Raw genomic sequence first — 24,301 nt, forward strand, 5'->3', positions numbered from 1 at the left:
CTTCCCCAGATGCTCGGTCGAGTGTAACCGAACCGTTAAGACGCGCAACAGGCGCTAATTGGCAAAAATCGTCTGCGCCCGGACGCTTGCCGACGTACAATGAGAAACATTCTAGATCGTGCCGGGGTGGTTTTTTACCAAGCCGCCCGCATTTTTGGCGCCGAGGTGAAACCCATGTCCCTACTTACCATCATCGAATTCCCCGATCCACGCCTGCGCACGCGCGCTGAGCCGGTCACCGTGTTTGACGCCGAGCTGAAACAGTTCGTCGCCGACCTGTTCGAAACCATGTACGACGCTAACGGCGTTGGACTGGCTGCGACCCAGGTCAACGTACACAAGCGCGTGCTGGTCACCGACATGAGTGATGACCGCAACGAGCCGCTGGCATTGATCAATCCGCAGATTCTCGAAAAGGCCGGCTCGCAGGTCTACCAGGAAGGCTGCCTGTCGTTTCCCGGCCTGTATGCCGACGTCACTCGCGCGCTGACGGTCAAGGTAAAAGCTCAGAACGTCCGTGGTGAAGAGATCATCGTCGAGGTCGAGGGCCCACTGGCCGTATGCATCCAGCATGAAATGGACCATCTGGAAGGCAAGGTGTTCGTCGACTATCTCTCGTCGCTGAAACGCAACCTGCTGCTCAAACGACTGGAAAAGGCGCGCAAGCAGGCGGCCACCGCTTGAGTGAGCGCCCCTTGCGGCTGATTTTTGCCGGTACGCCAGAGTTTGCCGTTCCCTGCCTCGAAGCCTGTATCGCCAGCGATGCCATCGTCGTTGCCGTTTATACCCAGCCGGATCGTCCCGCGGGCCGCGGCCGCAAGCTGACACCCAGCCCGGTCAAACAGGCCGCGCTGGCCGCAGGTATCGCCATCGAACAACCCGAGTCACTGAAATCGACTGAGGCACGCCAGACGCTGGCGAGCTATCAGCCGGATCTGCTGGTGGTGGTGGCTTACGGCCTGATTCTTTCACGCAAGGTCTTGGCCACACCACGCTTGGGCTGCTGGAACGTTCACGCCAGCCTGTTGCCACGCTGGCGCGGGGCTGCACCGATCCAGCGCGCCATTCTTGCCGGCGATACGGAAAGCGGCGTCGATCTGATGCAAATGGAAGCAGGGCTGGATACCGGTCCGGTGATGTTGCAGCGACGCACGCCGATCGCCGCCGATGAAACCGGCGGCAGCCTGCACGATCGGCTATCCGCCCTCGGCGCCGAAGTACTGACCGAAGGGCTGCGCCGCACGGTGGCCGGTGAGGCATTGACCGCTATGCCACAGCATGAAGATGGTGTGACCTACGCGCACAAGCTCGACAAGGCCGAAGCCAGGCTCGATCTGAGCCAAACAGCGGTGGCGCTTGAGCGCAAAGTGCGCGCATTCGACCCCTGGCCCGTCGCCGAAGCGGATGTGGCCGGCGAACCGCTGCGGATCTGGGCAGCGCACGCGATGGAGGGCGATCACCATGTCACCGTTGGGAGCGTGCTGGGCGCCAGTCGCGCCGGCATCGACCTGGCCTGCGGCGATGGCGTACTGCGCATCACCGCGCTGCAGCGCGCTGGTGGCAAGCGTATTACCGCCGCCGATTACCTCAACGCGCGCCCCGAACTGCGCGGCCCGCGATGACGGTCGACACCCGCGCACTGGCGGCCCGATCCCTTGCCGAAATCACCATGCGCGGCGCCTCCCTGCGCGAAGTCATGGAGCGCAACGCACCGAAGCTTCGCGATCCACGCGACCGTGCGCTACTGATGGCCTTGCTCAGCGAGGGCGCACGCTGGTGGCTGCGCTTCGACGCTGCCATCGATCACCTGCTGGAAAAATCGCTGCGACATAAGGACCCGGCGATCCACGCGCTGCTGGTGCTGGGTCTGGTGCAGCTGGAAATCCTGCAACTGCAGGATTACGCGGCCGTGGCGGCCACCGTAGAAGCCACCCGCACCCTTAAGCGTCCGCAGCTGGCCGGACTGGTCAACGCCGTACTGCGCCGCTGGCAGCGCGAGCGCGAAAACCTGATCGCCCGGCTTGATGCCAAGCCACAAACGCGCCATGCACACCCCGAATGGCTGGCCAAGGCGCTCGCCAGCGACTGGCCGGCACAAGCCGATGCGGTGATGGCTGCCGACAACCGCGAGCCGCCGCTGATGCTGCGGGTCAATCGCCAGCATATCGAGCGCGCTGCGCTGCTCGCGCAGTTCCAGGCGGCGGGCTACGAAGCATCCCTCCATCCATGGTTGACCGATGCGCTGGTGCTGCCGCATAGCGCCGACATCACCCGCATGCCTGGCTTCGAGGATGGCGCATTCGCCGTGCAGGATGGCGCTGCACAAGTCGCCGCCGATCTTGCCGACCTGAAGCATGGTATGCGCGTGCTCGACGCCTGCGCCGCGCCCGGTGGCAAGGCTTGCCATCTGCTCGAACGCGCGCGCATCGACCTGACCGCATTGGAAGTCGATGCCAAACGCGGCGAACGCATCCGCCAGAACCTGATGCGCCTGCGGCTCGATGCCAAGATCGTGATCGGCGATGCCGGCGCACCCGCCGGCTGGTGGAAACGCCAACCCTTCGACCGCATCCTGATCGACGCACCCTGCTCAGCCACTGGCGTGCTGCGACGCCGGCCGGACGTGCGACTACACCGGCGCGAAAGCGACATCGCTGCGATGCACGAGCAGCAGCGCCGAATACTCTCGGCGCTATGGCCGCTGCTCGCGCCGGGTGGACGGCTGATCTACATCACGTGCTCGGTATTGCGCGCGGAAAACGAGGTCATCGTGAGCGATCTGCTCGCTCAACAGGGCGATGCGCGCGTGGTGCCGTTCACTTTGCCGGTAGGGCATGCCGCCAAAGTCGGCTGGCAGATTCTGCCGGGTGATGGCGATCTCGATGGCATGTATTACGCCGTGCTGGAAAAGCAGGCCGTGCCCCAGGACTGACCATGACGACGCGCGGCGCGGCAAACGCGTCGAGTTTCAAACCCTCGCATCGGCCCGGCTATGCTTGCGCCCTTACCTGCCCAACGGAACCTGCTTCGCCGTGAAGTCCTTGTCCCACGCCCGCTCACTGTGGCTGCGCAGCGCCAGCTGGGAATTGCTGTTGTTCGGTGTTTTCGCCTTGCTGCTGCTCGGTGCTGGCATCGGCCTGCGTGATCCGTGGCCCTCGGACGAACCGCGTTTTGCGCTGGTCGCGCGGCTGATGGTGGAGCATGGCCAGTGGCTGTTCCCGCATCGCGGCGCGGAACTGTATCCGGACAAGCCGCCAGTATTCATGTGGCTGCAGGCGCTGGGTTATTTCATCACCGGCAGCTGGCGCGTGGCCTTCATGCTGCCGTCGCTGGCCGCTGGCCTGGGCGCTCTTGCCCTGACCTACGATCTGGCGCGTCGCCTGTGGAACCACCGCAGCGCCCTGCTGGCCGCAGCCACCCTGTTGGTCACCATCCACTTCACCTATCAAATGCGCAACGCGCAGATCGACCCGCTGCTGCTGGGCTGGGTCACGCTGGCCAACTACGGCCTGCTGCGTCACCTGCTGCTGGGACCATCGTGGCGCTGGTTTGCGGCGGGCTGCTTTTTTGCGGGAGTCGGCGTGGCGACCAAGGGCGTCGGCGTCATCGCACTGCTGATGCTGATTCCCTATGCCGTCGCACGCCGCGGCCGCTGGCAGCACATCGCGTGGTCCAGCGGCGGCTGGCGTTGGGCCGGCGGACTGGCGATGTTCCTCGTACCGATCCTAGCGTGGCTGTTGCCCATGCTACTGGTCGCACACGCCGACGGCGATCCGCAGCACGCCGAGTATGTGCAGAACATCCTGTTCGGCCAGACCGTGCATCGTTATGCCGCGCCGAGCGGGCACTTCCATTCGCCGTTTTATTTCATCGGCATCATTTTGATCGACTGGCTGCCGCTATCGCTGCTGCTGCCATGGGCGCTGCCGGCATGGTGGCGACGGCTGAAACGTCGCGACGCGCGATTGCTGCTGCCGCTGGGCTGGGTGGTGCTGATCCTCCTGTTTTTCTCCATCAGCCCGGGCAAGCGCGATGTGTACATCCTACCGGCCTTGCCGATGACCGCACTGGCGCTGGCGCCGCTGCTGCCGGGCCTGCTGCGCAAGCGGGGCATCCGCGTGCTGATCTTCGCGCTGACCGGGCTGATGAGTGCCGGCCTGACCGCCGCGGCGGCGCTAGCGCTAACTCGGCATCCATCCTGGGCCGCGCAGTTCGAGCAAAGCCTGGATCCGCGGATCTGGTGGCTGCTGCTCAGCATCGGCCTGGTTGGCCTGGTCATCGTCGCGCTCACGCGCGTACGTCGCGCCGCAATGGGCTGGCTGACGTTTGCGGGCGTACTGTGGGGCCTCTACGGCCTGTGGGGTTATCCGATGCTCAACGGCGATCGCTCGGCTCGCGATGTCATGCAGCACGCGCGTGTCATCGCCGGGCCTCAGGCAACCATCGGCCTGCTCGCCTGGAAGGAGCAGAACCTGCTGATGACGCAGGGGCCGACTGTCGAATTCGGTTTCCTGAAGCCATGGCCGCAGCAATATGCCGACGCCATCGCATGGCAAGGTGCCGAGCCGTCGCAACGCTGGATCTTCAGTCTCGACGTGGCAATGGGCCAGTGCGTGGATCGCCGCAAGGCCACCTACGTCGGCCACGCCAATCGTCGCGAGTGGTGGATGTTCAAGGCCGATGCAGTGCTGCCCGGCTGCGTGCCACACGGTGATGACAACGACAGTGATGCCGCCGACTGAGCGTGCTCAGCGACTCGCCGCCAGCAAATCGGTGTAGGCCGTCTCGGTACGTTCGACGAACAGGTCCAGTCCAAAGGCCTGCTCCGCGTGTGCGCGGGCCACGACGCCCATCGATGGCAGATCAGCGCGTTGCTGCAGAAGTTGCCGCAGTCGTTCGGCCATGGCCTGGTGATCGCGCGGTGGCACCAGCCAGCCATCGACATCAGGACGAATATTCTCCGGCAGGCCAGCGTATTCGCTGACCAATACCGGTTTGCCCATCGCCATCATTTCGCGGCAGGCAAACGAGATGGTTTCGACATCCCACGACAGCACAAAACCCGCATCGATGGCCGCCAGTGCCGGCCGCACATCTTCGAGCAGGCCAGGAAAATGCACCTGCTCACTCAAGCCCAGGTCGCCAATGCGCTGCTGCCGGGCGGCATCCGGCGTTCGGCCAGCGACCAGTAGATGTATTTGGGCACGCACGTCTAGCGGTAGCAACGCCAATGCTTCGACCAGATCCATCCAGCCCTTGTAGGCCGCCGTGCCTGCGTTGCTTCCGAGCAACAGCACCGACGGATCGCCTATGCAATGCTGCCGCTCCACGGCCGCCAGCGAACGAGTCCACGGTGCGAAATGGGCAATGTCGACTCCGTTGTGTACCGTGGTCAGTCGGCAACCTCGATACGGTGAGATCGCTAGCGCCCGATACGTGTAGTCGCAGACCGCAATGACCATGTCGGTACCACGCCTTGCGCGCCACCAGTGACCAAGACCAGTCATCGGCTTGGAGTTGTGCTTGGTCAGCACAATGCGTGGTCGGCGTGGCAACCCACGCACGGCCGCCATCACCAATCGATGGTCGGCCGAGCCGTTGACATGTACCAGATCGAAATCCTGCTCTCGCAACAAGGTTGCGAGCCGCCGTCGCGCCTGCCGGCGAGCCGCCAGCCTCTTCAGTCCATTGGGAAACGGTTGTGACCAGGCATGCAGAGACGGTTCCGCGCTCGCCTCAAGGTACAACCGGCTTGTCGGCGGCACCGCTACATGCACCTCATGTCGAGTGGCCAAGGCCTTGGCCAGCGTCATTACGTAGGTCGTATGGCCACCGCCGTCACCGTCATGGAAGTTGGTGAACAGAAGCTTCAAGGCATCGACCTATGCATCCGAGCGAAGAACTTCGCGGGGGAAGTGGCTAGTAATAGACAACAAAGTGGGTAGCAATAGATAACATGAACGCGGCTGTTATGGCCTGATAATGCTTTGCCGTCGAGGGGCTTACCTAAAGTACCATGCGTAAACTCAAAGCTAGTGCTGAAGACCTCAAACCCTTCGTGCAGCACAGGGAGATGATTTGACTGATAGGAGAAGGCGTGGACGCAAGATCGAACGCATGGGGGTTGGGCGCATTGTCTCTGCTGGTTGCCCTGATGCCACTGTCGTTTTCCGTCTCCTGGCATGTCAAAGCTCTACCCGCGCTAATGTTGCTGATCGCTGGCTTGGGCCTGCTTTTCAGAAGCGCCGCCACGCGGAACAGCTATCGCAAGGCCTGGCCCGTGATGGTTGTTTGTGGCCTGGGCGTACTCTATACGGCGCTCAATATTCTTGGTCACGGGCTTGGCTGGAACGCTTTCGATCTGCCGTCCCATATTCTGCTTTACATGGCAACGGCAGCCGTCTTCAGCCTGCCACTACGCATGCGCTGGGTATGGCTCGGTTTCAGCCTTACCGCGATTGTTCTCGGCATCGTCTGCCTCATACAGCACTTTTTCCTTGGCATTGACCGAGCTTTCGGTCTCAACGGCGGCGATTGGGGCGCTATTGAATTCGCCATGACCCTACTGGTGTTGTCATTGAGCGGGTGGCTGCAAGTATTTTATTCGAGCAATCCTTTGCTTGAAAAAATCTTGCATGGCACTGGCGCCGTATTTGGCATGTATGGCGCTCTGCTGACCCAGAGCCGTGGACCACTGCTGGCTTTCGTACCCATCTTGCTGCTTTTAATCGTGATCTACGCCCGCCGCACCCATCGCTGGGGCAAGGGATTGCTGATGCTTGTCGCGATTGTGGGTGGCGGTGTTCTTGCCGCAGGAAGCGTGCATAACGTCAATATGCCAGCCACTGTCGAGGCAAACGGCCCGGGGACGGCAAATGTGAATGTGGCAACCACGGTGGCCAGCTCCACGACGACGCCCCTCAACAGTCAGCCCGTGTTTGTGAAGCGATTTGCAGAGGTGGGTTCGGAGATTACAAGCTACGACTCCAAGACCGATGCCAGAGGTGCCGTACGCGAGCGGCTGGAGATGTGGCACACGGCAGGCCACGCTTTCATGGATCATCCACTGGCGGGCGTGGGTATCGATCAATTTGGTGTGTATGCACGCCAGCAGGTCGCCGAGGGTCACACCAACCCGGCTATCGCAAAATATGAACACCCCCATAACGAATACCTGGAAGCTGCCGCTACCGGCGGCGCACCAGGCTTGCTGGTCATCTTGCTGATCTTCGCTGTGCCATTGGGCTATTTTCTTCGTCACGCGCTGCATGCTCATGACAGCGAGATCATCACTGCCTCTGTCGGTGTCGCCATTGTCAGCATGTATGCGTTGTGTGCATTGACTGACAACGTCTTCTATCGGGCCATGCCGCATTCGCTGTACTTTTTCCTGGTGCTTGGATTGGCGGTTTTACTCGGTCGGCGGAAATCATCAGAAGAGGTCGCGCTGCGTGTCTGATCGGATGCCAACAACGCGTATCAACCTGATCGGCTGGGATAACGGTCGAGGGCTGAGTCACGACCTGCGTCTGTTGCGGGAAACGCTCGAGTCGCTGGGTAACGAAGTGCATGTGACGTCTGTCGGCCCAAAGCGGCGGCGCTGGACGCCGCGCGCGCTGTGGATCCGCTTCCGACTCATGTGGCAATCTTTGAAAAGTGGCGACGGCGTGCGCTGGAAGTTCGATGCCAACATCATGCTGGAGCATGTGCAACCAGCCTACTTCGGCACGGCAAGGCGCAACTTTTTCATACCGAATCCGGAATGGCTGTCCCGGCGAGACGAGCGGCATTTGCACCGGTTCGACGCACTGCTTGCCAAGACTCGAGTCGCTGCAACCATATTTCAGGCACGCGGCATACCCACGCGCTATATCGGCTTTCGCAGCACGGATTGCCTGATTCCAAAAATGCCGAGGGAGCCACATTTCCTCCATCTGGCCGGTGCCAGCCGGATGAAGGGTACCGGACGCCTGCTCGCGCTGTGGCGACGCCATCCCGAGTGGCCACCGCTACTGGTGCTGCAATCGCCACAGACGGCACCAGGCATGCCCATGACACCGGAGCGCGACAATGTGCAGCACCGTATTGCCACATTGTGCGATATCGAGGACATCCGCCACCTGCAGAATAGCCACGTCTTCCATTTATGCCTGTCCGAAGCCGAAGGCTGGGGTCATTACATCGCCGAAGCGATGAGCTGCGGTGCTGTGACTATTACCTGTGACGCGCCACCGATGAATGAATTGGTGCGTCCCGAACGAGGCCTTCTGGTTGCCGCCAAGGCAGTAGGACGCTTGAATGCGTCAACGCGTTACCATTTCGACGAAGCCGCGCTGGAAGCCACGATCGAACGCGCGCGCAACATGAGTGCCCGCGAATATGAAGCTCTTGGCGCGGCAGCACGCGGTTGGTTCGAGACCAATCAGCAGCGTTTCGCAGGACTTCTGCAGGATGCATTGCAACCGCTCCTACAAGATCAAACCGCCGATGTGGAATGGGCAGGACAAGGCGTCAAGTCATCGGGCAAGTAGTCGCTGAGGCAATGATTTTGGCGAACGATCAACTGCTTTTAGGCAGTCCCGTTGCTTTTGATCCCAGCAGAATGGCCAGCATGTGCTCGACACGTTTCCACAACGGCGCGCGTCCACGCATTGCCAGCGCTGCATAACGCTTGGTTTCTGCCCACTGCGGATCGGGCTTGGTCTTGTATTCGAGCTTGGATAGCTCGATACATGACTCGTCCAGCCCCGCTACGCGCGCGTAGTAGCCAATCAAGCCTCGCGAGCGCAGCCGGTTGGTGTATGCCACCGACGCACTGCGATTGGACCACCAGCCGTTCTTGCCGTGGATGCGATACCAGACGCTGCCTGTGGGCAGATAGTATTTTCGTGCACCGAGCACACTTGCACCGAATACCAGACAGTTGTCCGCCGAGAGGCGCCAGGTTTCGCGAAAGCTGTCCGGTACCTCAAGCACTTTTCTGGCCCACGGGGCACGCATGGATAACGCCGAAGTGGGCGCGCCGTACCAGCGTGTGAGGGCATACGTGATCACCGCGGTATAACCCAGGTCGACGGCGCTGCGATGAAAACCCACGACCTTGTTCTCTTCGCCGAAGTGCTGCATATCGGTGAAGACGAAATCGACATCACGACGAGCATCGTAGAGTTCGCCCAAGCGCGCCAGATAATCCGGCGCCCAGCGGTCATCAGAATCCAGATAGCACACGACATCCGCTTCGACACGCGCCACGCCACGCTGGAACCCCTCCAACTGGCCGCCATTGTTCCCACAAAGCAGAACTACACGATCGTCGGCGCCGTAACGCTCGCGCAGCAAGTCGACCGAACCATCAGTGGAGCCGTCATCGACGACAATGACCTGCGCCGCCTTGCGACTCTGTGCCAGCGCACTCTCCACCGCTTCCAGAACATACTCGCGATAGTTGTAGCTGGTGATGACCACCGCGAAACTTGTCGTTTGTTGGCTCATGAAGAGACGTTCGACGACAGGTGTGCAGGGGAAAGTTTCCCGCCCGAAAATACGGCGCATGCGTAAATAACAACCTCGCTGGCGATCTTGCTCATTAGCAGGCATTTTCCCATGATCGCTGCCGAAGCTTGGCAGGGCTGGTGCGTGGCGCAGGTAAAGTTTTGTCAATGCGGACGCTTATCCAATACCTATCATACCCAACTCGGCAGCTGGCATCTGCCATGACTAACAAGATAAGCGAGACTGATGAGTGCCCGCGATACGACAGGGTAATCGGCAAGCGGGCGGCGACGGTTTGGCTGAATTCGATGAGGCCATGGGTCAATCGGCTAGAATCCGCCGCATGCCCACCCTCCCGCTCACCCTCGTCGTCATCACTCACAACGAGGCCGACACCATCGGGCGCTGCCTGGACAGCGTACCGTTCGCGGCCGAGAAACTGGTGATCGACAGTGGCAGCGACGATGATACGGTAGCGATTGCGCAGGCCCACGGCGCACGCGTCGTCCAGCAGGACTGGCTTGGCTTCGGCGCGCAGCGTAACTTCGCCACCACGCAATGCAGCCACACGTGGATTCTCGCGCTCGATGCCGATGAAACCCTGACGCCTGAACTCGCCATCGAGCTGGAGCATCGATTGCCGGAACTGATGGCCAGCGATGCACCGGCCGCCTATTTGCGCCGCAGCACGATCTACATGGGCGCGCCGATGCACTGGTATCGCCCGGCCGTCGGTGAAAAATTGGCACGCCTTTATCATCGCGGTCGCGCCCGTTGGACGGATGCGCGAGTACACGAATCGCTGCGTTTCGACGGCGATGCCCCCACGCTGCGCGCACCGGTCAACCACATCAACAATCCCACCCTGCCGCACAAGCAGCTGAAGGTGCTGCGCTATGCCGAGCTGAAATGTCGCGACTGGCTGGAGAAGGGCAAACCGGTGCGCATGTGGCAGGCGCCGTTCGTCTTCGCCCTGGCCTTCATCAAGGACTACCTTTTCCGGCTCGCTTTCATGGACGGCTGGCGCGGCTTCATGATCGCGCACACCGCGGCCAGCTATGCCATCTACAAGCGCATGCGTTATTACGAAATGCGACATAACCCCGAGTCGGTGGATCGCGCGGCCAAACTTCTCACTCGCCATGGCATCGATCGCTGATGAGCAACGCACCCGCACCCATTCAACCAGCACCGGCCTTGGTCAAGCACTACCTGCTCTACGGCTCCGAGCGCTACGCGCTGGCCATCCTGCGACCATTGCAGGAGGCTATCCGGGCGCGCGGTCACGAAGCGGCATGGTTCTTTGACGGCCCCGGCGCTGAGGATCTGATCGACGGTGAGCGCTTGTTGACTGTCGCCGAAGTGCGTGCGTGGAACCCGATCGCCGTGATCACATCCAGCAATCATCTGCCGCACTTCTTCCCTGGTGTGAAGGTGGAAACCTTCCACGGCTTCGACGCCGGCAAGCCGCGTCATGTCTACGTGCGCGGCTTTTTCGATTTGTACTGCACCACCGGCCCGCGCGACACCAAGGCGTTTGGTGAGGTGGCCACCAAGCTCGGCCATTTCACGGTCATCGAAACCGGCTGGCCCAAGCTCGACCCCTTCATGCGCGAAATCGCCGGCGCCTTGCCGCCGGTACGCCAGCCGCCGGTCATTCTCTATCACTCGACGTTCTCACCATCGTGGAGCGCCGCCGACACCTTGTACGAGGAAATCAAGCGGCTATCGCGCAATGGCCGCTGGCGCTGGATCGTCACCTTTCATCCGAAGATGAATCCGGAAATCACGGCGCGCTACAAGGCGCTGCAGAATGAGTTTCTCCGCTTCGCCGAAAACGACAACATCCTCGAACTGTTTCCCCAGGTCGATATGATGTGCTCGGATACCTCCTCGGCATTGAGCGAATTTCTGCTCACTGGCAAGCCCGTGGTGACGTTCAAGAATCGCCGGCCAGGGCCGCAGCTGATCGATATTGATGATCCCGCGCAGTTCGAACCGGCGATCGAACGCGCGCTGGCCAGACCACCGGAGCTGATGCAGGCGATCCGCGAATTCGCCGACGCCATCCATCCTTATCGCGACGGCCGATCGAGCGAGCGTGTACTCGATGCAGTGGATACCTTTATCGCTGCGGGCGCACGCAATCGCCGCCGCAAGCCGTGGAATCCGTGGCGTAAACTTAAGCTGCGCCGCCGCATTGGCTACTGGGGCCCGGCCTGAATCACGATCGCTACAATCACGTCGTAACCGTGCTATGTCCCACGCAGACTAGAATCCACCACTAAATCCACACGAGTGCGCCTGTGTCCGTCAGTGCCTATAGCCGTTCCGAAACCCTGCGGGCTCTGTGGCCGTGGCTTCCGCTGTGGACATTGGTAGCGCTGCTGGCGATTTTCTCGCACGGCCCAATGCCGCTGTACTCCACGCGAACGCTGGCGGTGGCGTGGGAAATGTGGAGCCACGGCCATTGGCTGGTGCCGTACATCAACGGCGAACCCTACAGTGAAAAAGCACCGCTGTTGTTCTGGCTGATACACGCTGGCTGGTTCGTGTTTGGTGCCAGTGATGTCTGGCCACGCGCGCTTGAAGTGCTGATCGGCGGCACGCAGCTAGTGCTTGTCTCAGTGCTCGCGCGGCGGCTTTTCCCTAACCGGCCGTGGATCGCCAAGGGCGCGCCGTGGATGTTGCTGGCGCTGAGCTATGCCTTCTTGTTCGGCCAGCAGATCATGTACGACGTGCTGCTTGCAACGTGGACGTTGGCGGCACTGCTTTGCCTGACACCGAAACTCGATCGTGCCGAGCCGCGCTGGCTGCTGTTCGGTTTATGTATCGGTGCCGGCCTTCTGACCAAGGGGCCGGTGATGTTGCTGCATATCCTGTTCCCGTGGTTGCTCGGTCCGTTATGGAACGAATGGGCGCGTGAGCATCGCGCGCGCTGGTACGGTCGTGGCGTGCTTTCCGTATTGCTTGGTGGCGCGATTTTGCTCGCCTGGGCACTCCCTGCGGGCTTTTCCGGTGGCGACGCCTATCGGCAACGGCTGTTCTTCACCCAGACCGCCGGTCGTGTGGTGAAGGGGATGCAGCATGCCGAGCCGTTGCAGAGCCATGCGCATCCTTCGTGGTGGTATCTGATTTATCTGCCGGTGTTGATGTTTCCCTTCAGCGCGTGGCCGCGCGCCAGCGTTGCCCTCGCTATCGCGCTTTTCCAAAAGCCATGGCGCGCCGGTATGCGGGTGGGCCTGAGTTTGATGGCAGTGGCGGCGCTTGGTTTGCTGTCGCTGCTGGTTTTTCACTGGCATGCCTCGCAGCTGGAACACCTGTTGATCCTTCTGTTGCTGGTGCCGCTGCTGATCGTGCTGCTGCGCCAACCGCTGGAGCCGGGTCTGCATTTTCTGCTTTGCTGGCTACTGCCGAATTTTCTGGTGTTCTCGCTGATCAGTGGCAAACAGGCGTACTACCCATTGCCGGAATTCGGTGGTGGCGTGATGCTGATCGCCGCGGCCGTTGCCGTGCTGCGCGAGCGTCGACCGATACTGGCCGACAATGCATGGCTGGGCACATGGCCGCTAGGGATAGGCGGTATCATTTTCGCCGTTTTTCTGTTCGCGCTGCCGGCGCTGGTCGCAGGGAATCATTTGCACGGTGAGTGGTTTGATGGCCCCGCCGCGTACAGTCGCTTTTTCGGCGTGATCTTCCTTCTGCTGGGTGCGCTACTACTCGTACGCGGCCGCGGCGAGATGCGTCGTCTGGCGGTCGCTGGCCTGGTTGCCACGCTCGCGCTCAATACCCTGTTCACGCTCGCGCTATGGCCCAAGTACAATCTTGACCCATCCGCACATATGCTGGGTGCAGCGGACATTGCGCAGCGTCCGATCGCCTATCTTGGAAACTATGACGGCCAGTTTCATTTCGAGGGTCGCCTGTTGCATCCGATCACCGAGCTTTGGGGCGAACAAGCGGTGAAAGAGTTTGCCCAGGCGCATCCCGATGGCCTGATCGTCGATCACCCCGAAAAACTCGATGCCAGCGATCTACGCTACGCGTTGCTGGTGCAACCGTTCCGCTCATCGTGGATGGTGATCTGGCCAGCCGCCTCGCTGGCTGATATCTATTCTGGACGCACACCGCCCGAACCCACTCAGCCGACGCACATCTATCCCATCCCGGATGGGCGCTATCGCTCGCAGCCATGAACGATGAGCGGATCGCCAGTCTTCGCCTGCAGCGCGATGGACCACGCGATGGCGCACTACTGAGATTCTCGCTGGGAAGTGCGTTGCTATCGGACGGCAATGGCAGCGACGCTATCGACGAGCTGCGCCGCGCAGTGGTGTTTGATCCTGGCTATTCAGCAGCATGGAAACTATTGGGTAAGGCTTGCCTGGACACAGGCCAGAAAGAGGCCGCTGCCGAAGCCTGGCGCAGCGGCATTGCCGCCGCCGCAAAGCGCGGCGACAAGCAGGCCGAAAAGGAAATGGGCGTGTTTTTGCGCAGGCTGGAAAAGCCAAACCTGTAGAAACAGCGCAAGAAATTGGCATGCTGGCAAGACGGTCTTACGCAACTTCCATAGAGTCATCGCGACTCGATAACCCTCAGCCGTTCTCTTTGTCATAAGGGCTTGGCCGATCATCCGCCGAGTAGCGCTTGTATTGCCACTGGTACTGCGCGAACGCCAGCTCGACACAGGATTGAACGCCCTGATTGAGTGCCGTGCAGGCAATGGCCAAATCGGCATCGACGATGCTCTCGGGTGCCGGCAACAAATGGACGCGATAGCCCGCGCCCGCCGGCAAGCGTTCCGCAAATCCGAACAGCACCGTCGCTCCGGTACGGGCCGCCAACCGTGGCAACAGCACCATGGTCAGCGCGTCGCGACCGAAGAACGGCGCGAATTCGCCCTCACCGGCGCGCGGCTTCTGATCTGGCAGGATGCCTACCGTGCCACCCGCCGCCAGTCGCTTGTACAGCGTACGCACGCCGGCGCCATCGGCACGTACCTGCTCTGGCGCCAGCGCGCCGCGAACCTTGCGCAGCAGGGCTTCCACTGCTGCGACGCGAGGTGGCCGATACAGAATCGACATCGGCGTCTTGCGGCACAGCCAGTAGTTGAGCAATTCCCAGCAGCCCAGATGCGGTGCGGCGATGATCACGCCTTTGCCCCTGGCCAGCGCGGCATTGAGCAAGCCTTCGCCGCGCACTTCACGGATCAGTTCCAACGCATGCTCCGCGCCGCCGCCCCAGATTTTGGCGAGCTCGACCACCGACTTGCCGCTCTCGATCATCACCTCGCGCAACAGCGTCGCCTGTGCTGCATCATCCAACTGCGGTTGCACGATGCGTAGGTTCACCGCGGTGTTCTGCACCGTGCGGTTGTTTCGCCACAGCACCAACCGGCCCAGCACGCTGCCGATGCCATGCAGCGCACGCAGAGGCAATTGGCCGAGCAGGCGCAGGAAGAGATAAACGAAGGTCATGTCGGCACGCATCCGCACAGTTTACGGGAGCGCGTCCGACGTGACCGCAGGGATCACGTCTACAGGCCTGTGCTTTCACCCATCGGCGGGTCGCTTTAAGCTGAAACTCCAGCCACCCAGATGCCAGCATGATTGCCCTGATCCAACGTGTACTGTCCGCCCGCGTCGATGTGGGCGATGAACTTGTCGGCCGCATCGGCCCAGGCCTGCTGGCTCTGGTAGCGGTGCAGCCAGACGATGGCGAAGCACAGTCCAGACGCATGCTCGAGCGTTTGCTTGGCTATCGCGTGTTTGCCGACGACACCGGCCGCATGAATCGCTCGCTCGCGGAGACCCACGGCGGCCTGCTGCTGGTCAGCCAGTTCACCCTCGCGGCCGATACGCGTTCGGGCATGCGGCCGGGCTTTTCGACGGCAGCAACACCGGAACAGGGCCGGATATGGTTCGATCGATTGGTCGAACTCGCGTGTGATGCACACCCCGGGGTGGAAACCGGCCGCTTTGGTGCCCATATGATGATCCAGCTGGTGAACGACGGGCCGGTAACTTTCTGGCTCGACACCGGGCGAGCGGAGCCCACATAAAGCGCATTTCGCAGAGCACGCTAAAGGCCCGATCTGGCGCGATTTTTGCGTACCCCAATCGAAACTTTTTCACTTGAAATCTGGTCAAAAAAGCAGCATATCGCTATAATGTCCGGTTCTTGAACCCCGCGGCGGTCGGTTAATGAATAGCAAAGCTCCCCACGAGCAACAGTCTGAAATCAAAGCGCTCATCTCCAAAGGTCTGGAGCAGGGCTATTTGACGTACGCGGAAATCAACGATCACCTCCCCGACGACATCGTCGATCCGGAGCAGATCGAAGACATCATGGCGGTGCTCAAGGGCGTCGGCATCGAAGTGCATGACGCCGCGCCGGATGCTGATCCGTTGGCCGACAAGGCCGGCAGCAGCACCGACGACGAAGCCGCCGCCGAAGAAGCCGTGGCACTCCTATCCGCCGTCGACGCCGAAGTCGGCCGCACCACCGATCCGGTACGCATGTACATGCGTGAGATGGGAACGGTCGAGCTGCTGACGCGCGAGGGCGAAATCGCCATCGCCAAACGCATCGAGGAAGGCCTCGGCCAGGTACAGACCGCGCTGGCCAGCTTCCCGCTGACCATCGAACTGCTGCTTGAAGAATACGACCAGCACCTGGATGGCAAGCGCCGTCTCAGCGAAATCCTGGCCGGCTTCCTCGATCTGGAAGAAGCCGCCGACCTCGCCCGCAAGGAAAAGGAAGCCGCCGCGCTGCTATTGCCGGAGCCCGATCCGACCGACGAAGCTGAAGTCGAAGACGACGAAACAGCAACCGAGGACGAAGAGGAAGCCGGCCCGACTGGTCCCGATCCGGAAGAAGTGAAGCGCCGCATGGAACTGTTGCGCGACTACTACGGCAAGTTCCAGAAGGCCGCGCCGAAAGCCGCCAGCATCACCGACAAGAAGATCGTCAAGCTGCGCGACCAGATGGCCGAGGAGTTCCTCAAGCTCAAGCTGCCGTCCGCGCTGATCGACGGCTTCGTGCGCAAGCTGCGCGAAGTGGTCAACGACATCCGCCATCACGAGCGCGTGCTGATGGACATCTTCGTCAAGCAGGTGAAGATGCCCAAGGCCGAGTTCATCAAGACCTTCCCCAGCAACGAGGGAAACCTCGAGTGGGCGGCCGAGCTGGGCCGCAAGCGCCAGAAATGGTCGCCGAACATCAAGAACCACCGCGAGACCATCGACGCCGAGCAGGAGAAGCTGGCCACCATCGAGCGCAAGCTGTTCCTGCCGTTGATCGACATCAAGGACATCAACCGCGCCATGGCCAGCGGTGAGGCGAAGGCCCGCCGCGCCAAGAAGGAAATGGTCGAGGCCAACCTGCGCCTGGTGATCTCGATCGCCAAGAAGTACACCAACCGCGGCCTGCAGTTCCTCGACCTGATCCAGGAAGGCAACATCGGCCTGATGAAGGCGGTGGACAAGTTCGAATACCGTCGCGGTTACAAGTTCTCGACCTACGCCACGTGGTGGATCCGCCAGGCGATCACCCGTTCGATCGCCGATCAGGCGCGCACGATCCGTATCCCGGTGCACATGATCGAGACGATCAACAAGCTCAATCGCATTTCCCGCCAGATGCTCCAGCAGTTCGGCCGCGAGGCCACGCCGGAAGAACTGGCCAAGGAAATGGAGATGCCCGAGGACAAGATCCGCAAGGTGCTGAAGATCGCCAAGGAACCGATCTCGATGGAAACCCCGATCGGCGACGACGAGGATTCGCATCTGGGCGACTTCATCGAAGACAGCAACGCCAGCTCACCGATCGATTCGGCTACCGAAACCGGCCTGATGGAAACCGTGCGCGACGTGCTGGCCGGCCTGACTCCGCGCGAAGCGAAGGTGCTGCGCATGCGCTTCGGCATCGACATGAACACCGATCACACGCTGGAAGAGGTCGGCAAGCAGTTCGACGTCACCCGCGAGCGCATCCGCCAGATCGAAGCCAAGGCGCTGCGTAAACTGCGTCACCCAAGCCGTTCGGAACAGCTGCGCTCGTTCCTCGACGTCGAATAAGTTTCAGCACATAGCCAAACAAAACGCCCGCCTACGCGGGCGTTTTGTTTTTTACTGGTGACGACTTGATCAGTGCTGGATCGGGTGATGCACCACAGGACGGTGGCGCGGCAGCGGGCGGCGGTGGACGACGCGATGATGAACCGGTGCGCGATGCACGACATGATGAGCGGCCGGGTGGTGAACCACCTGCTGCGCCATTGCCGGCACGGCAACCATGGCGCCCAAAGCAATCAAACCAGCGATCAATAAACGCTTCATAAGATTCTCAAACTCCGTTCGTTGAGGATGGATGCGAACTACGCGTATCCGGCCTGATGGCCGACGCCCGATAATACGCACACGCCACGTGCAGACAATGTAGCCAACTCAGTAACAGCAACACCTCAGCCCATCGTCGTTTCCATCCGCATTGGTTACACTTGCCAGTCCGCAAGGGCCTATAGCTCAATGGTTAGAGCAGAGGACTCATAATCCTTTGGTTCGAGGTTCGAGTCCTCGTGGGCCCACCAAATACCAGTTCGACGGGGTTCGTGTGTGGCTGAAAGCATAAGTTGGCCACTATGGCCAATTTATGATTACAAAATAAGCATAAGTTGGCCGGAACCGCGCTGTCGGGAGCCTGTTAAGCGGTCGTAGGTAAGCCCTGCCGAGTTTCGCGCCACCCTACGCCTCACGCGTGTACGAGCGCCAGAAGGCGGGCTCTCGCCGAGCGAGGCAGCCACAGCACGTATGTAGGTAGCCCATTCCAGGCTCGTGAGTGTGGGATGAAAGGCGCCCAGGGCATATCTTGCTCAGGCCTGCTAGGCAGCCAAAAAGATCGTTAAGAAAGCGGCGACCAAAAAGGTCGCAAAACCCACTGCGAACAAGGTCGCCGCGAAATCGCCGAAGCCGGCAACCAAGCGGCCGGCGAAGGCCGGTCGAACCCGCGCCACAGTCACAACGCGAAAGCGCTAGTGCACGAACTTTCTGCAGCCGCACCGGCACGCGCAACGCAGTACCTGGAAGAACGCACGCGGACGACGCAGGTATGGACGGACGTATGCGCCGGGTGTCCCATCATAAGTCGGTCAAGGAGCTAAGAAGGCATTGTGCCAATGATGTTCGAGGCGGCCTGTTCAAAATTGGGCTGCCCCGAGGCTGACACTTGCCGACCTAACACGGAGGTCTTTTCAGTGTCCTGGACAGATGCCGCCAAGCCGCTGCCAGACGGCCTCGCGGATCATGATGCCGGCGTCCGCATCGGACACTCATTACTTATACTTCGGGACTCAGCTGGGCCGATAGACTTGCTCTCATCACTGTGAGAGACGAAAGATGAGGCGCTTTTTCGATGGCGAACAATGTGACACTCACCGCCCTCCAGAAGGAAAACGCCCGGCTTATCGCACTGCTGGAAGCACACGGCGTTGAATGGCGCTTGCCAGCACTAAAGCCTTCGCCTGCAACCCTCGAAGAAACCGAGTCTTCGAAGCTCAGCACCATCGAGAAAGTGGCCCTCTTCCGCCGCCTGTTTCAGGGACGCACCGATATCTATCCCGTCCGCTGGGCGAGCAAATCTACAGGCAAGGCGGGATACTCGCCTGCTTGTGCGAACGAATGGCGCCCCGGCGTTTGCGAAAAGCCGCGCATCAAGTGCTCGGAATGCAGCAATCGCCTGTTCATTCCACTATCGGATGCTGTGATCTACGACCACCTTGCAGGAAAGCACACGGTAGGTGTCTATCCGTTGATGCCAGACGACACCTGCCATTTTTTGGCAGCCGATTTCGACGAAGCAGAGTGGGAAGAGGATGCCGTGGCCTTCGTCCAGTCTTGCCACGACTTGGGCGTTCCTGTCGCACTCGAAATCTCCCGCTCAGGTAACGGTGCACACGCCTGGGTGTTTTTCACCGGCCGCGCATCAGTCCGTGATGCACGTCGGCTTGGCTCAGCCCTCATTAGCCACACTTGCGCCCGTACCCGACAGCTCAAACTGACCTCCTATGATCGCCTTTTTCCAAACCAGGACACGATGCCCAAGGGAGGGTTCGGTAACCTCATCGCACTCCCATTGCAAAAGGGGCCCCGCGAAAACGGCTACAGCGTGTTCGTGGATGACGCGCTACAGCCGCACCCGGACCAGTGGGCTTTCTTGGCCTCATTGCTGCAAATGCCGGTACACGACATTGAGCCCACCATCCTTCGCGCCACCGGGGGTGTGCATCCACTGGATGTAACTTTCATCGATGAGGAAGATCACAAGGAGCCATGGAAGCAATCCCCGATATTGACCAGCAAGTTGCCCGGGCCGATGCCGAAGTCGCTCAAAGTGACGTTGGCCAATCTCATCTACTTCGAGAAGGCAGAACTTCCGCAACCTCTCGCTAACCGCCTCATCCGTCTAGCTGCCTTCCAGAACCCTGAATTTTACAAGGCGCAGGCCATGCGCTTCGCCGTCTGGGATAAACCCCGCGTGATTGGCTGCGCTGAGAACTACCCCAACCACATTGCGCTGCCACGGGGTTGCCTGGATGCCGCCCAGGAACTGCTGAAGATCAACCGTATCGGTTGCGACGTGCGGGATGAACGCAACGAAGGGCAGCCGATCGAGGTAGAGTTTGCCGGCACGCTACGCATCGACCAGGAGGCAGCTGCAGCAGCAATGCTGCATCACGACACAGGCGTGCTATGTGCGCCGACGGCCTTCGGGAAGACGGTGACGGCGGCCGCCCTGATCGCCCGTCGGGGTGTCAATACGCTGGTACTGGTCCATCGCACTGAGCTACTCAAGCAATGGCAGGAACGCCTTCAATCCTTTCTCGCTGTCAGCAAGGGAGGGATTGGCACCATCGGTGGCGGCAAGGCCAAGCCAACGGGCAAGATTGACATTGCCGTGATTCAATCGTTATCGCGACAAGGCGAGGTCAACTCACTGGTCGAGAACTACGGACACGTCATCATTGATGAATGTCACCACGTCGGCGCAGTATCGTTCGACGCCATCCTGAAGCGAGTTAAGGCGAAATTTGTGCTTGGTCTGACCGCCACGCCAATCCGCCGTGATGGCCAGCAACCGATAGTCTTCATGCAGTGTGGGCCGACCCGCTACACCGCTGCGCAACCTTCAAGCGCACCACATGATCTGGAAGTCATACCGCATTCGTTCAGCGCTCCAATCGATCTTCCCCAGGAAGCAGGTATTCAAGACGTCTTCCGCCATCTTGCCAATGACCCTGCGCGGACGATCGCAATCGCCGACGCAATCCAGGATGCATTCAACCAAGGTCGCAAGGTTCTCGTGCTGACCGAACGTACTGAACACCTCGATGCCGTCGCCACCGCACTACTTGGGAAAATACCCAGCCTCTTCATCCTTCACGGCCGGATGTCAAAGAAGCAACGTGCCAAGTCGATCAAGGAGCTCGATGACCTTCCACCGGATGCGGCGAGGGCTCTTCTCGCCACGGGAAAGCTGGTTGGCGAAGGTTTCGACCACCCACCGCTTGATACGCTGGTGCTGGCAATGCCGATATCGTGGAAGGGCACGCTTCAGCAGTACGCCGGCCGCCTGCATCGTGAGCACGCCACCAAGACCGATGTGCGCATCATCGACTTCGTGGACTTAGGCCATCCGGCGTTACTCCGAATGTGGGACAAGCGTCAACGCGGCTATCGGGCCATGGGTTATAGGGTGTCTGAACTTCTCCCGGTGTTGTAGGGATAGAGGGTAAGTCAGGACTGCGGCCAAATTATGCTTTCCAGTGGCGGCCAATTTATGGTTTCCGCCACACGTGTGTGGTGATCCCAGCAATAACTGACAGTTTTGACACTTTCCGCTGGGAATCGCACTGTCACTTTCCGCTGGGAATTTAGTGTCTTCCAGCCAAAAAGCATAAGGCCCTGAGAAATCAGGGCCCTATGCTTTTTGAGGTTTTATGTGCGTGAAACAATAGTTTGGCACCCCCAAACCGTTGACTTGGCAGTGTAAATTTCGAAACTATTGTTTTTGAAAGCATAGTTTGGCCGCCCCAGGAGGCCGACTATGAGAGGATCGGCTGAGTCAATTCCCAAACCCTGAGGCAGGCCTTGTCGTGAACCTGGCAAGTTACGCCGCACAATCTGACCAGCATCGCCAACCAGTTGACCATACGACGGAAGGTCGCTAGTCGACATAAAAGTGGACCGCCGATGGCTGCTCCGTGTGGTCGAAAGGGAGTGAGATTACGCGATAGCGCCGGCCCACGTAGGTCCGGCTATGCGCCCGATTGTTAGCCGGATCCAGCATGGATACGACGCCTCCGGTTCTGAGTGGCACAAAGCTTTAGAGTCCGATCCCATAACGCAAGGAGATCGGACGTGAAGAAGCGTTTTTCAAAACGTTTCATACGAGCAACTCGAAGCATGGAAGCTTCCGACAGCGCGGCTCTAGTTCTATCAAATGTGAAGTGTCCTCGTTCATTTGAGCCATGTGGAAGTTGAGTTTCTGTGGGCAATGAACGCGGCTCTACTTTCAGGTGCCCCCAAAAGTCGAATATAGGCTCACGGAATGGGGGCAGGCGTTATGCCCAGCACTCGATGCGCTACTCACATGGGCGTCCCAACGTGAGACAGAGCATACTGAAGCAGATCAGGTGGCTCTTCAGGAGGAGACTGGCAGTCCAGATTGATCAGACTACGGGCATTTGCTGCAGACTCCCGGTTTCGCTGCGAGAGTGCATCAGAAGGAATCGCGATATCTTTGACACTAGGGAACAATGACCCTAGGGATCGCGGACGTCGAAAGCGGACATCGTCGAGCACGGCCGATTGACCCCGTGGATTCTATTTGGACTCAAATGCTGTCCTTGGAGCAGTAACTTGGACAAGTTCTACGTCCAAAATACGGAAAGGAATTTCGAGTTATGAGCATTTCGACAACTCCGCTGGGCCGCCTATGGAAACGGTTTAGAAATGCCTCGGCACCGGCTGCACCGCGTTCCGACGGGGCGGTTACCCGGACGTCAGATGGTAACTTTCGAGCACAGTTCATATCCGTAAATCATCGAAATTGCATAGAAGTTGCTGATAGCGCGCATCAGGCTTTTGACGTACGAGCGGCGCGCATAAAGGGTTCGGTCACCGTCAGAGGACAGAGCCGAGAGGTCGCTTGCTCCGCAGGTTGCAGTCACTGTTGCAATCTATACGTCAGCGCAACTGCGTCCGAGTTACTTCTGATAGAAGGTTATATCCGAGCTCTTCCCACAGCGGAGCAGGATACGATCAGAATGCGGGTGCAAATAGCGGCTCGTCATGCTCAGGGAAAAAGCATCGCGCAACGGGATTCGCGGCGTGTCCGATGTCCATTCCTGAGCGCTCAGGGTATGTGCGATATCTATCCCATCCGGCCGCTCACATGTCGCGCATATATCTCGTTTGATCTACCAGCGTGCGCTTACGACTTTCAACATCCAGGAAAGGGAACAGTTGTCACCAGGTCGGGATCACTGGAAAGCATCAGGAACGATATGCTCACGCAGCTACACACCAAAGAGCGGGCAAGCGGAGGAGTGGGGGGAAATTTTGAACTCATCCAAGCGATGCATATTTTATTGAACTCCGATGCACATGTAGCGGATCTCGCGGATGGAAAGAACGTAATTTACCAAGCGATGTGCCACTAATTTTTCCTAGGGCGATGTACGAGATCTGACCTCCTCCCTATCAGTTGTAGCGTTTTGAAGTAGAGTTTTTCGGCGAACGCGCCGATGAACGATTTGGATCGCAACACGTTCTTTGGCGGCGCTACGCGGGTGTACATCGACTGCACCCTGAGCCTGTGGGCGAATGGCGGCCTTGCGCTACAGTCACCCTCAGATCGCATATGGCTTGGTGACATCCAAGTAGTGAGCGCTGTTCCGAGGAAAAGGGCGCAATAACGATAATGCCGAATATTGACGAAGACATTGGTACCACCCGCGCATCTCGCGCAGGCCACACCTTTCACGAGAGGTGGGCTGCCAGGCGGTCACTGCAGCTAGTCTTTCCGAACGATGATCTATTTGCGATCGCTGTAGAGGGGATTTCATCGACCGAGACTGCGAGCCCCGGCGCGCGGGCTGAAGAGGTAGCTGACCTTGTTCTCTACTATGGCCGCGGAGACACTTTTCAGACCTGCGAGCGGCTTTCTTCATATCGCCGAGACCAGAACAGCATAGTTTCTATGCTCCGTTTTAGTTTAGCTTCACTACAACTACCGACTAAGCCCCCTAAAAATGCCACAACCTTATCTTGGCCAAAAACTTTGCACCAATACCAAGGTAGCTCTTCGACACTTAGGTTCCAGTATTGAGCCGATGCATATATAGAAGCATCCAGTGCTAGGACGGATGGGGTAGCCAACGATAGTAATGTAGCCCCTGCCAACTTCTGCCGTTCATAGTGATTTGCCTGTAACTGCTCATCGTAAAAGAACGATAAAAGACCAAAATAAACCTCTCTTTCAGGCGCATCGGTACAGCTAAAGATGAGCTGCTTCTGTTGCTGAGGGTTCGAAGCGCCGTGCTTATCAGCTGCGAGACTGACCTTTTCAATAACCTTCAAACGATCCCATGAGTTCACAGCAGTACCTAACGCTTGAATTGAGCGGCGGCGTAGCCGTTCGGCTCGAATGAGTGTTTAGGGGTTGTCAGCGCAGACGAGAAACGCGTAATCACTTGGCGACACCTGATGGGTGAACTGTTTGCCTGCATAGTTGAGCACAGCAGCCGAAC

Annotated in this window: 19 protein-coding genes and 1 tRNA gene; 15 read left to right on the top strand and 5 right to left on the bottom strand. The window is 59.7% G+C overall.

Annotated elements, in window-relative coordinates; all coding sequences use genetic code 11:
- Positions 1 to 174 precede the first annotated feature (174 nt).
- From def to HDE80_RS19325, 4 genes are all read left to right on the top strand, one after another.
- The gene (gene def, locus HDE80_RS19310; RefSeq protein WP_184673586.1) at positions 175 to 684 is read left to right on the top strand and encodes a peptide deformylase; all 510 of its coding nucleotides are present in this window, start codon (positions 175 to 177) and stop codon (positions 682 to 684) included.
- Positions 681 to 1,622, top strand: coding sequence for a methionyl-tRNA formyltransferase (gene fmt, locus HDE80_RS19315; protein WP_184673587.1), 942 nt, complete (start codon positions 681 to 683; stop codon positions 1,620 to 1,622). The genes def and fmt overlap by 4 nt, the downstream gene beginning before the upstream one ends.
- Positions 1,619 to 2,932 (top strand): 16S rRNA (cytosine(967)-C(5))-methyltransferase RsmB, encoded by a 1,314-nt coding sequence (rsmB, locus tag HDE80_RS19320; protein WP_184673588.1) that lies wholly within the window; start codon positions 1,619 to 1,621, stop codon positions 2,930 to 2,932. The genes fmt and rsmB overlap by 4 nt, the downstream gene beginning before the upstream one ends.
- Before the next feature lie 109 nt (positions 2,933 to 3,041).
- The gene (locus tag HDE80_RS19325) at positions 3,042 to 4,742 is read left to right on the top strand and encodes a glycosyltransferase family 39 protein (RefSeq protein WP_255483979.1); all 1,701 of its coding nucleotides are present in this window, start codon (positions 3,042 to 3,044) and stop codon (positions 4,740 to 4,742) included.
- 6 nt (positions 4,743 to 4,748) lie between these two features.
- Here HDE80_RS19325 and HDE80_RS19330 read toward each other — a convergent pair whose 3' ends face one another.
- A complete protein-coding gene (locus HDE80_RS19330; protein ID WP_184673590.1) occupies positions 4,749 to 5,873 on the bottom strand; it encodes a glycosyltransferase family 4 protein in 1,125 nt (374 codons plus the stop codon).
- Between the two features lie 224 nt (positions 5,874 to 6,097).
- Here HDE80_RS19330 and HDE80_RS19335 point away from each other — a divergent pair, with 224 nt between their 5' ends.
- Together HDE80_RS19335 and HDE80_RS19340 are read left to right on the top strand one after the other, a co-directional pair.
- The gene (locus HDE80_RS19335) at positions 6,098 to 7,459 is read left to right on the top strand and encodes an O-antigen ligase family protein (RefSeq protein ID WP_184673591.1); all 1,362 of its coding nucleotides are present in this window, start codon (positions 6,098 to 6,100) and stop codon (positions 7,457 to 7,459) included.
- The gene (locus HDE80_RS19340) at positions 7,452 to 8,531 is read left to right on the top strand and encodes a glycosyltransferase (RefSeq protein ID WP_345776480.1); all 1,080 of its coding nucleotides are present in this window, start codon (positions 7,452 to 7,454) and stop codon (positions 8,529 to 8,531) included. Before HDE80_RS19335 ends, HDE80_RS19340 begins: the two co-directional genes overlap by 8 nt.
- Before the next feature lie 28 nt (positions 8,532 to 8,559).
- Here HDE80_RS19340 and HDE80_RS19345 read toward each other — a convergent pair whose 3' ends face one another.
- A complete protein-coding gene (locus HDE80_RS19345; protein ID WP_184673592.1) occupies positions 8,560 to 9,492 on the bottom strand; it encodes a glycosyltransferase family 2 protein in 933 nt (310 codons plus the stop codon).
- Between the two features lie 343 nt (positions 9,493 to 9,835).
- Between HDE80_RS19345 and HDE80_RS19350 the strand changes: the two genes are divergently transcribed.
- The 4 genes from HDE80_RS19350 (at position 9,836) to HDE80_RS19365 (ending at position 14,011) form a co-directional block, all read left to right on the top strand.
- Positions 9,836 to 10,651 (top strand): glycosyltransferase family 2 protein, encoded by an 816-nt coding sequence (locus HDE80_RS19350; protein WP_184673593.1) that lies wholly within the window; start codon positions 9,836 to 9,838, stop codon positions 10,649 to 10,651.
- Positions 10,651 to 11,715: a CDP-glycerol glycerophosphotransferase family protein gene (locus HDE80_RS19355; RefSeq protein WP_184673594.1), complete on the top strand. Its 1,065-nt coding sequence runs from the start codon at positions 10,651 to 10,653 to the stop codon at positions 11,713 to 11,715. The genes HDE80_RS19350 and HDE80_RS19355 overlap by 1 nt, the downstream gene beginning before the upstream one ends.
- A gap of 83 nt (positions 11,716 to 11,798) precedes the next feature.
- On the top strand, positions 11,799 to 13,688 hold the full coding sequence (locus HDE80_RS19360; RefSeq protein WP_184673595.1) for a glycosyltransferase family 39 protein: 1,890 nt from the start codon (positions 11,799 to 11,801) through the stop codon (positions 13,686 to 13,688).
- A complete protein-coding gene (locus HDE80_RS19365; protein WP_184673596.1) occupies positions 13,685 to 14,011 on the top strand; it encodes a tetratricopeptide repeat protein in 327 nt (108 codons plus the stop codon). Before HDE80_RS19360 ends, HDE80_RS19365 begins: the two co-directional genes overlap by 4 nt.
- 76 nt (positions 14,012 to 14,087) lie before the next feature.
- On the opposite strand, the gene HDE80_RS19370 is transcribed toward HDE80_RS19365, so the two are convergent.
- Positions 14,088 to 14,981 (bottom strand): lipid A biosynthesis acyltransferase, encoded by an 894-nt coding sequence (locus HDE80_RS19370; protein WP_184673597.1) that lies wholly within the window; start codon positions 14,979 to 14,981, stop codon positions 14,088 to 14,090.
- Positions 14,982 to 15,097: 116 nt separating this feature from the next.
- On the opposite strand from HDE80_RS19370, the gene dtd reads away from it, so the two are divergent.
- Complete coding sequence (gene dtd, locus HDE80_RS19375; RefSeq protein WP_184673599.1) at positions 15,098 to 15,553, top strand: D-aminoacyl-tRNA deacylase; 456 nt, start codon at positions 15,098 to 15,100, stop codon at positions 15,551 to 15,553.
- Positions 15,554 to 15,695: 142 nt separating this feature from the next.
- The gene (rpoD, locus tag HDE80_RS19380) at positions 15,696 to 17,570 is read left to right on the top strand and encodes an RNA polymerase sigma factor RpoD (RefSeq protein WP_184600222.1); all 1,875 of its coding nucleotides are present in this window, start codon (positions 15,696 to 15,698) and stop codon (positions 17,568 to 17,570) included.
- A 69-nt stretch (positions 17,571 to 17,639) separates the two neighbouring features.
- Here rpoD and HDE80_RS19385 read toward each other — a convergent pair whose 3' ends face one another.
- Entirely contained in the window at positions 17,640 to 17,831 is a 192-nt protein-coding gene (locus tag HDE80_RS19385; protein WP_184673601.1) for a hypothetical protein, read from the bottom strand.
- Between the two features lie 175 nt (positions 17,832 to 18,006).
- Here HDE80_RS19385 and HDE80_RS19390 point away from each other — a divergent pair.
- From HDE80_RS19390 to HDE80_RS19400, 3 genes are all read left to right on the top strand, one after another.
- A tRNA-Ile gene (locus HDE80_RS19390) sits at positions 18,007 to 18,082 on the top strand.
- Positions 18,083 to 18,903: 821 nt separating this feature from the next.
- Positions 18,904 to 21,270, top strand: coding sequence for a DEAD/DEAH box helicase family protein (locus HDE80_RS19395; protein ID WP_184673603.1), 2,367 nt, complete (start codon positions 18,904 to 18,906; stop codon positions 21,268 to 21,270).
- A gap of 796 nt (positions 21,271 to 22,066) precedes the next feature.
- Positions 22,067 to 22,219, top strand: coding sequence for a winged helix-turn-helix transcriptional regulator (locus HDE80_RS19400; RefSeq protein ID WP_345776481.1), 153 nt, complete (start codon positions 22,067 to 22,069; stop codon positions 22,217 to 22,219).
- A gap of 1,477 nt (positions 22,220 to 23,696) precedes the next feature.
- On the opposite strand, the gene HDE80_RS19410 is transcribed toward HDE80_RS19400, so the two are convergent.
- A complete protein-coding gene (locus HDE80_RS19410; protein WP_184673607.1) occupies positions 23,697 to 24,149 on the bottom strand; it encodes a hypothetical protein in 453 nt (150 codons plus the stop codon).
- Positions 24,150 to 24,301 lie beyond the last annotated feature (152 nt).

The organism is Rhodanobacter sp. A1T4, from assembly GCF_014207185.1.
Classification (GTDB): Bacteria; Pseudomonadota; Gammaproteobacteria; order Xanthomonadales; family Rhodanobacteraceae; genus Rhodanobacter.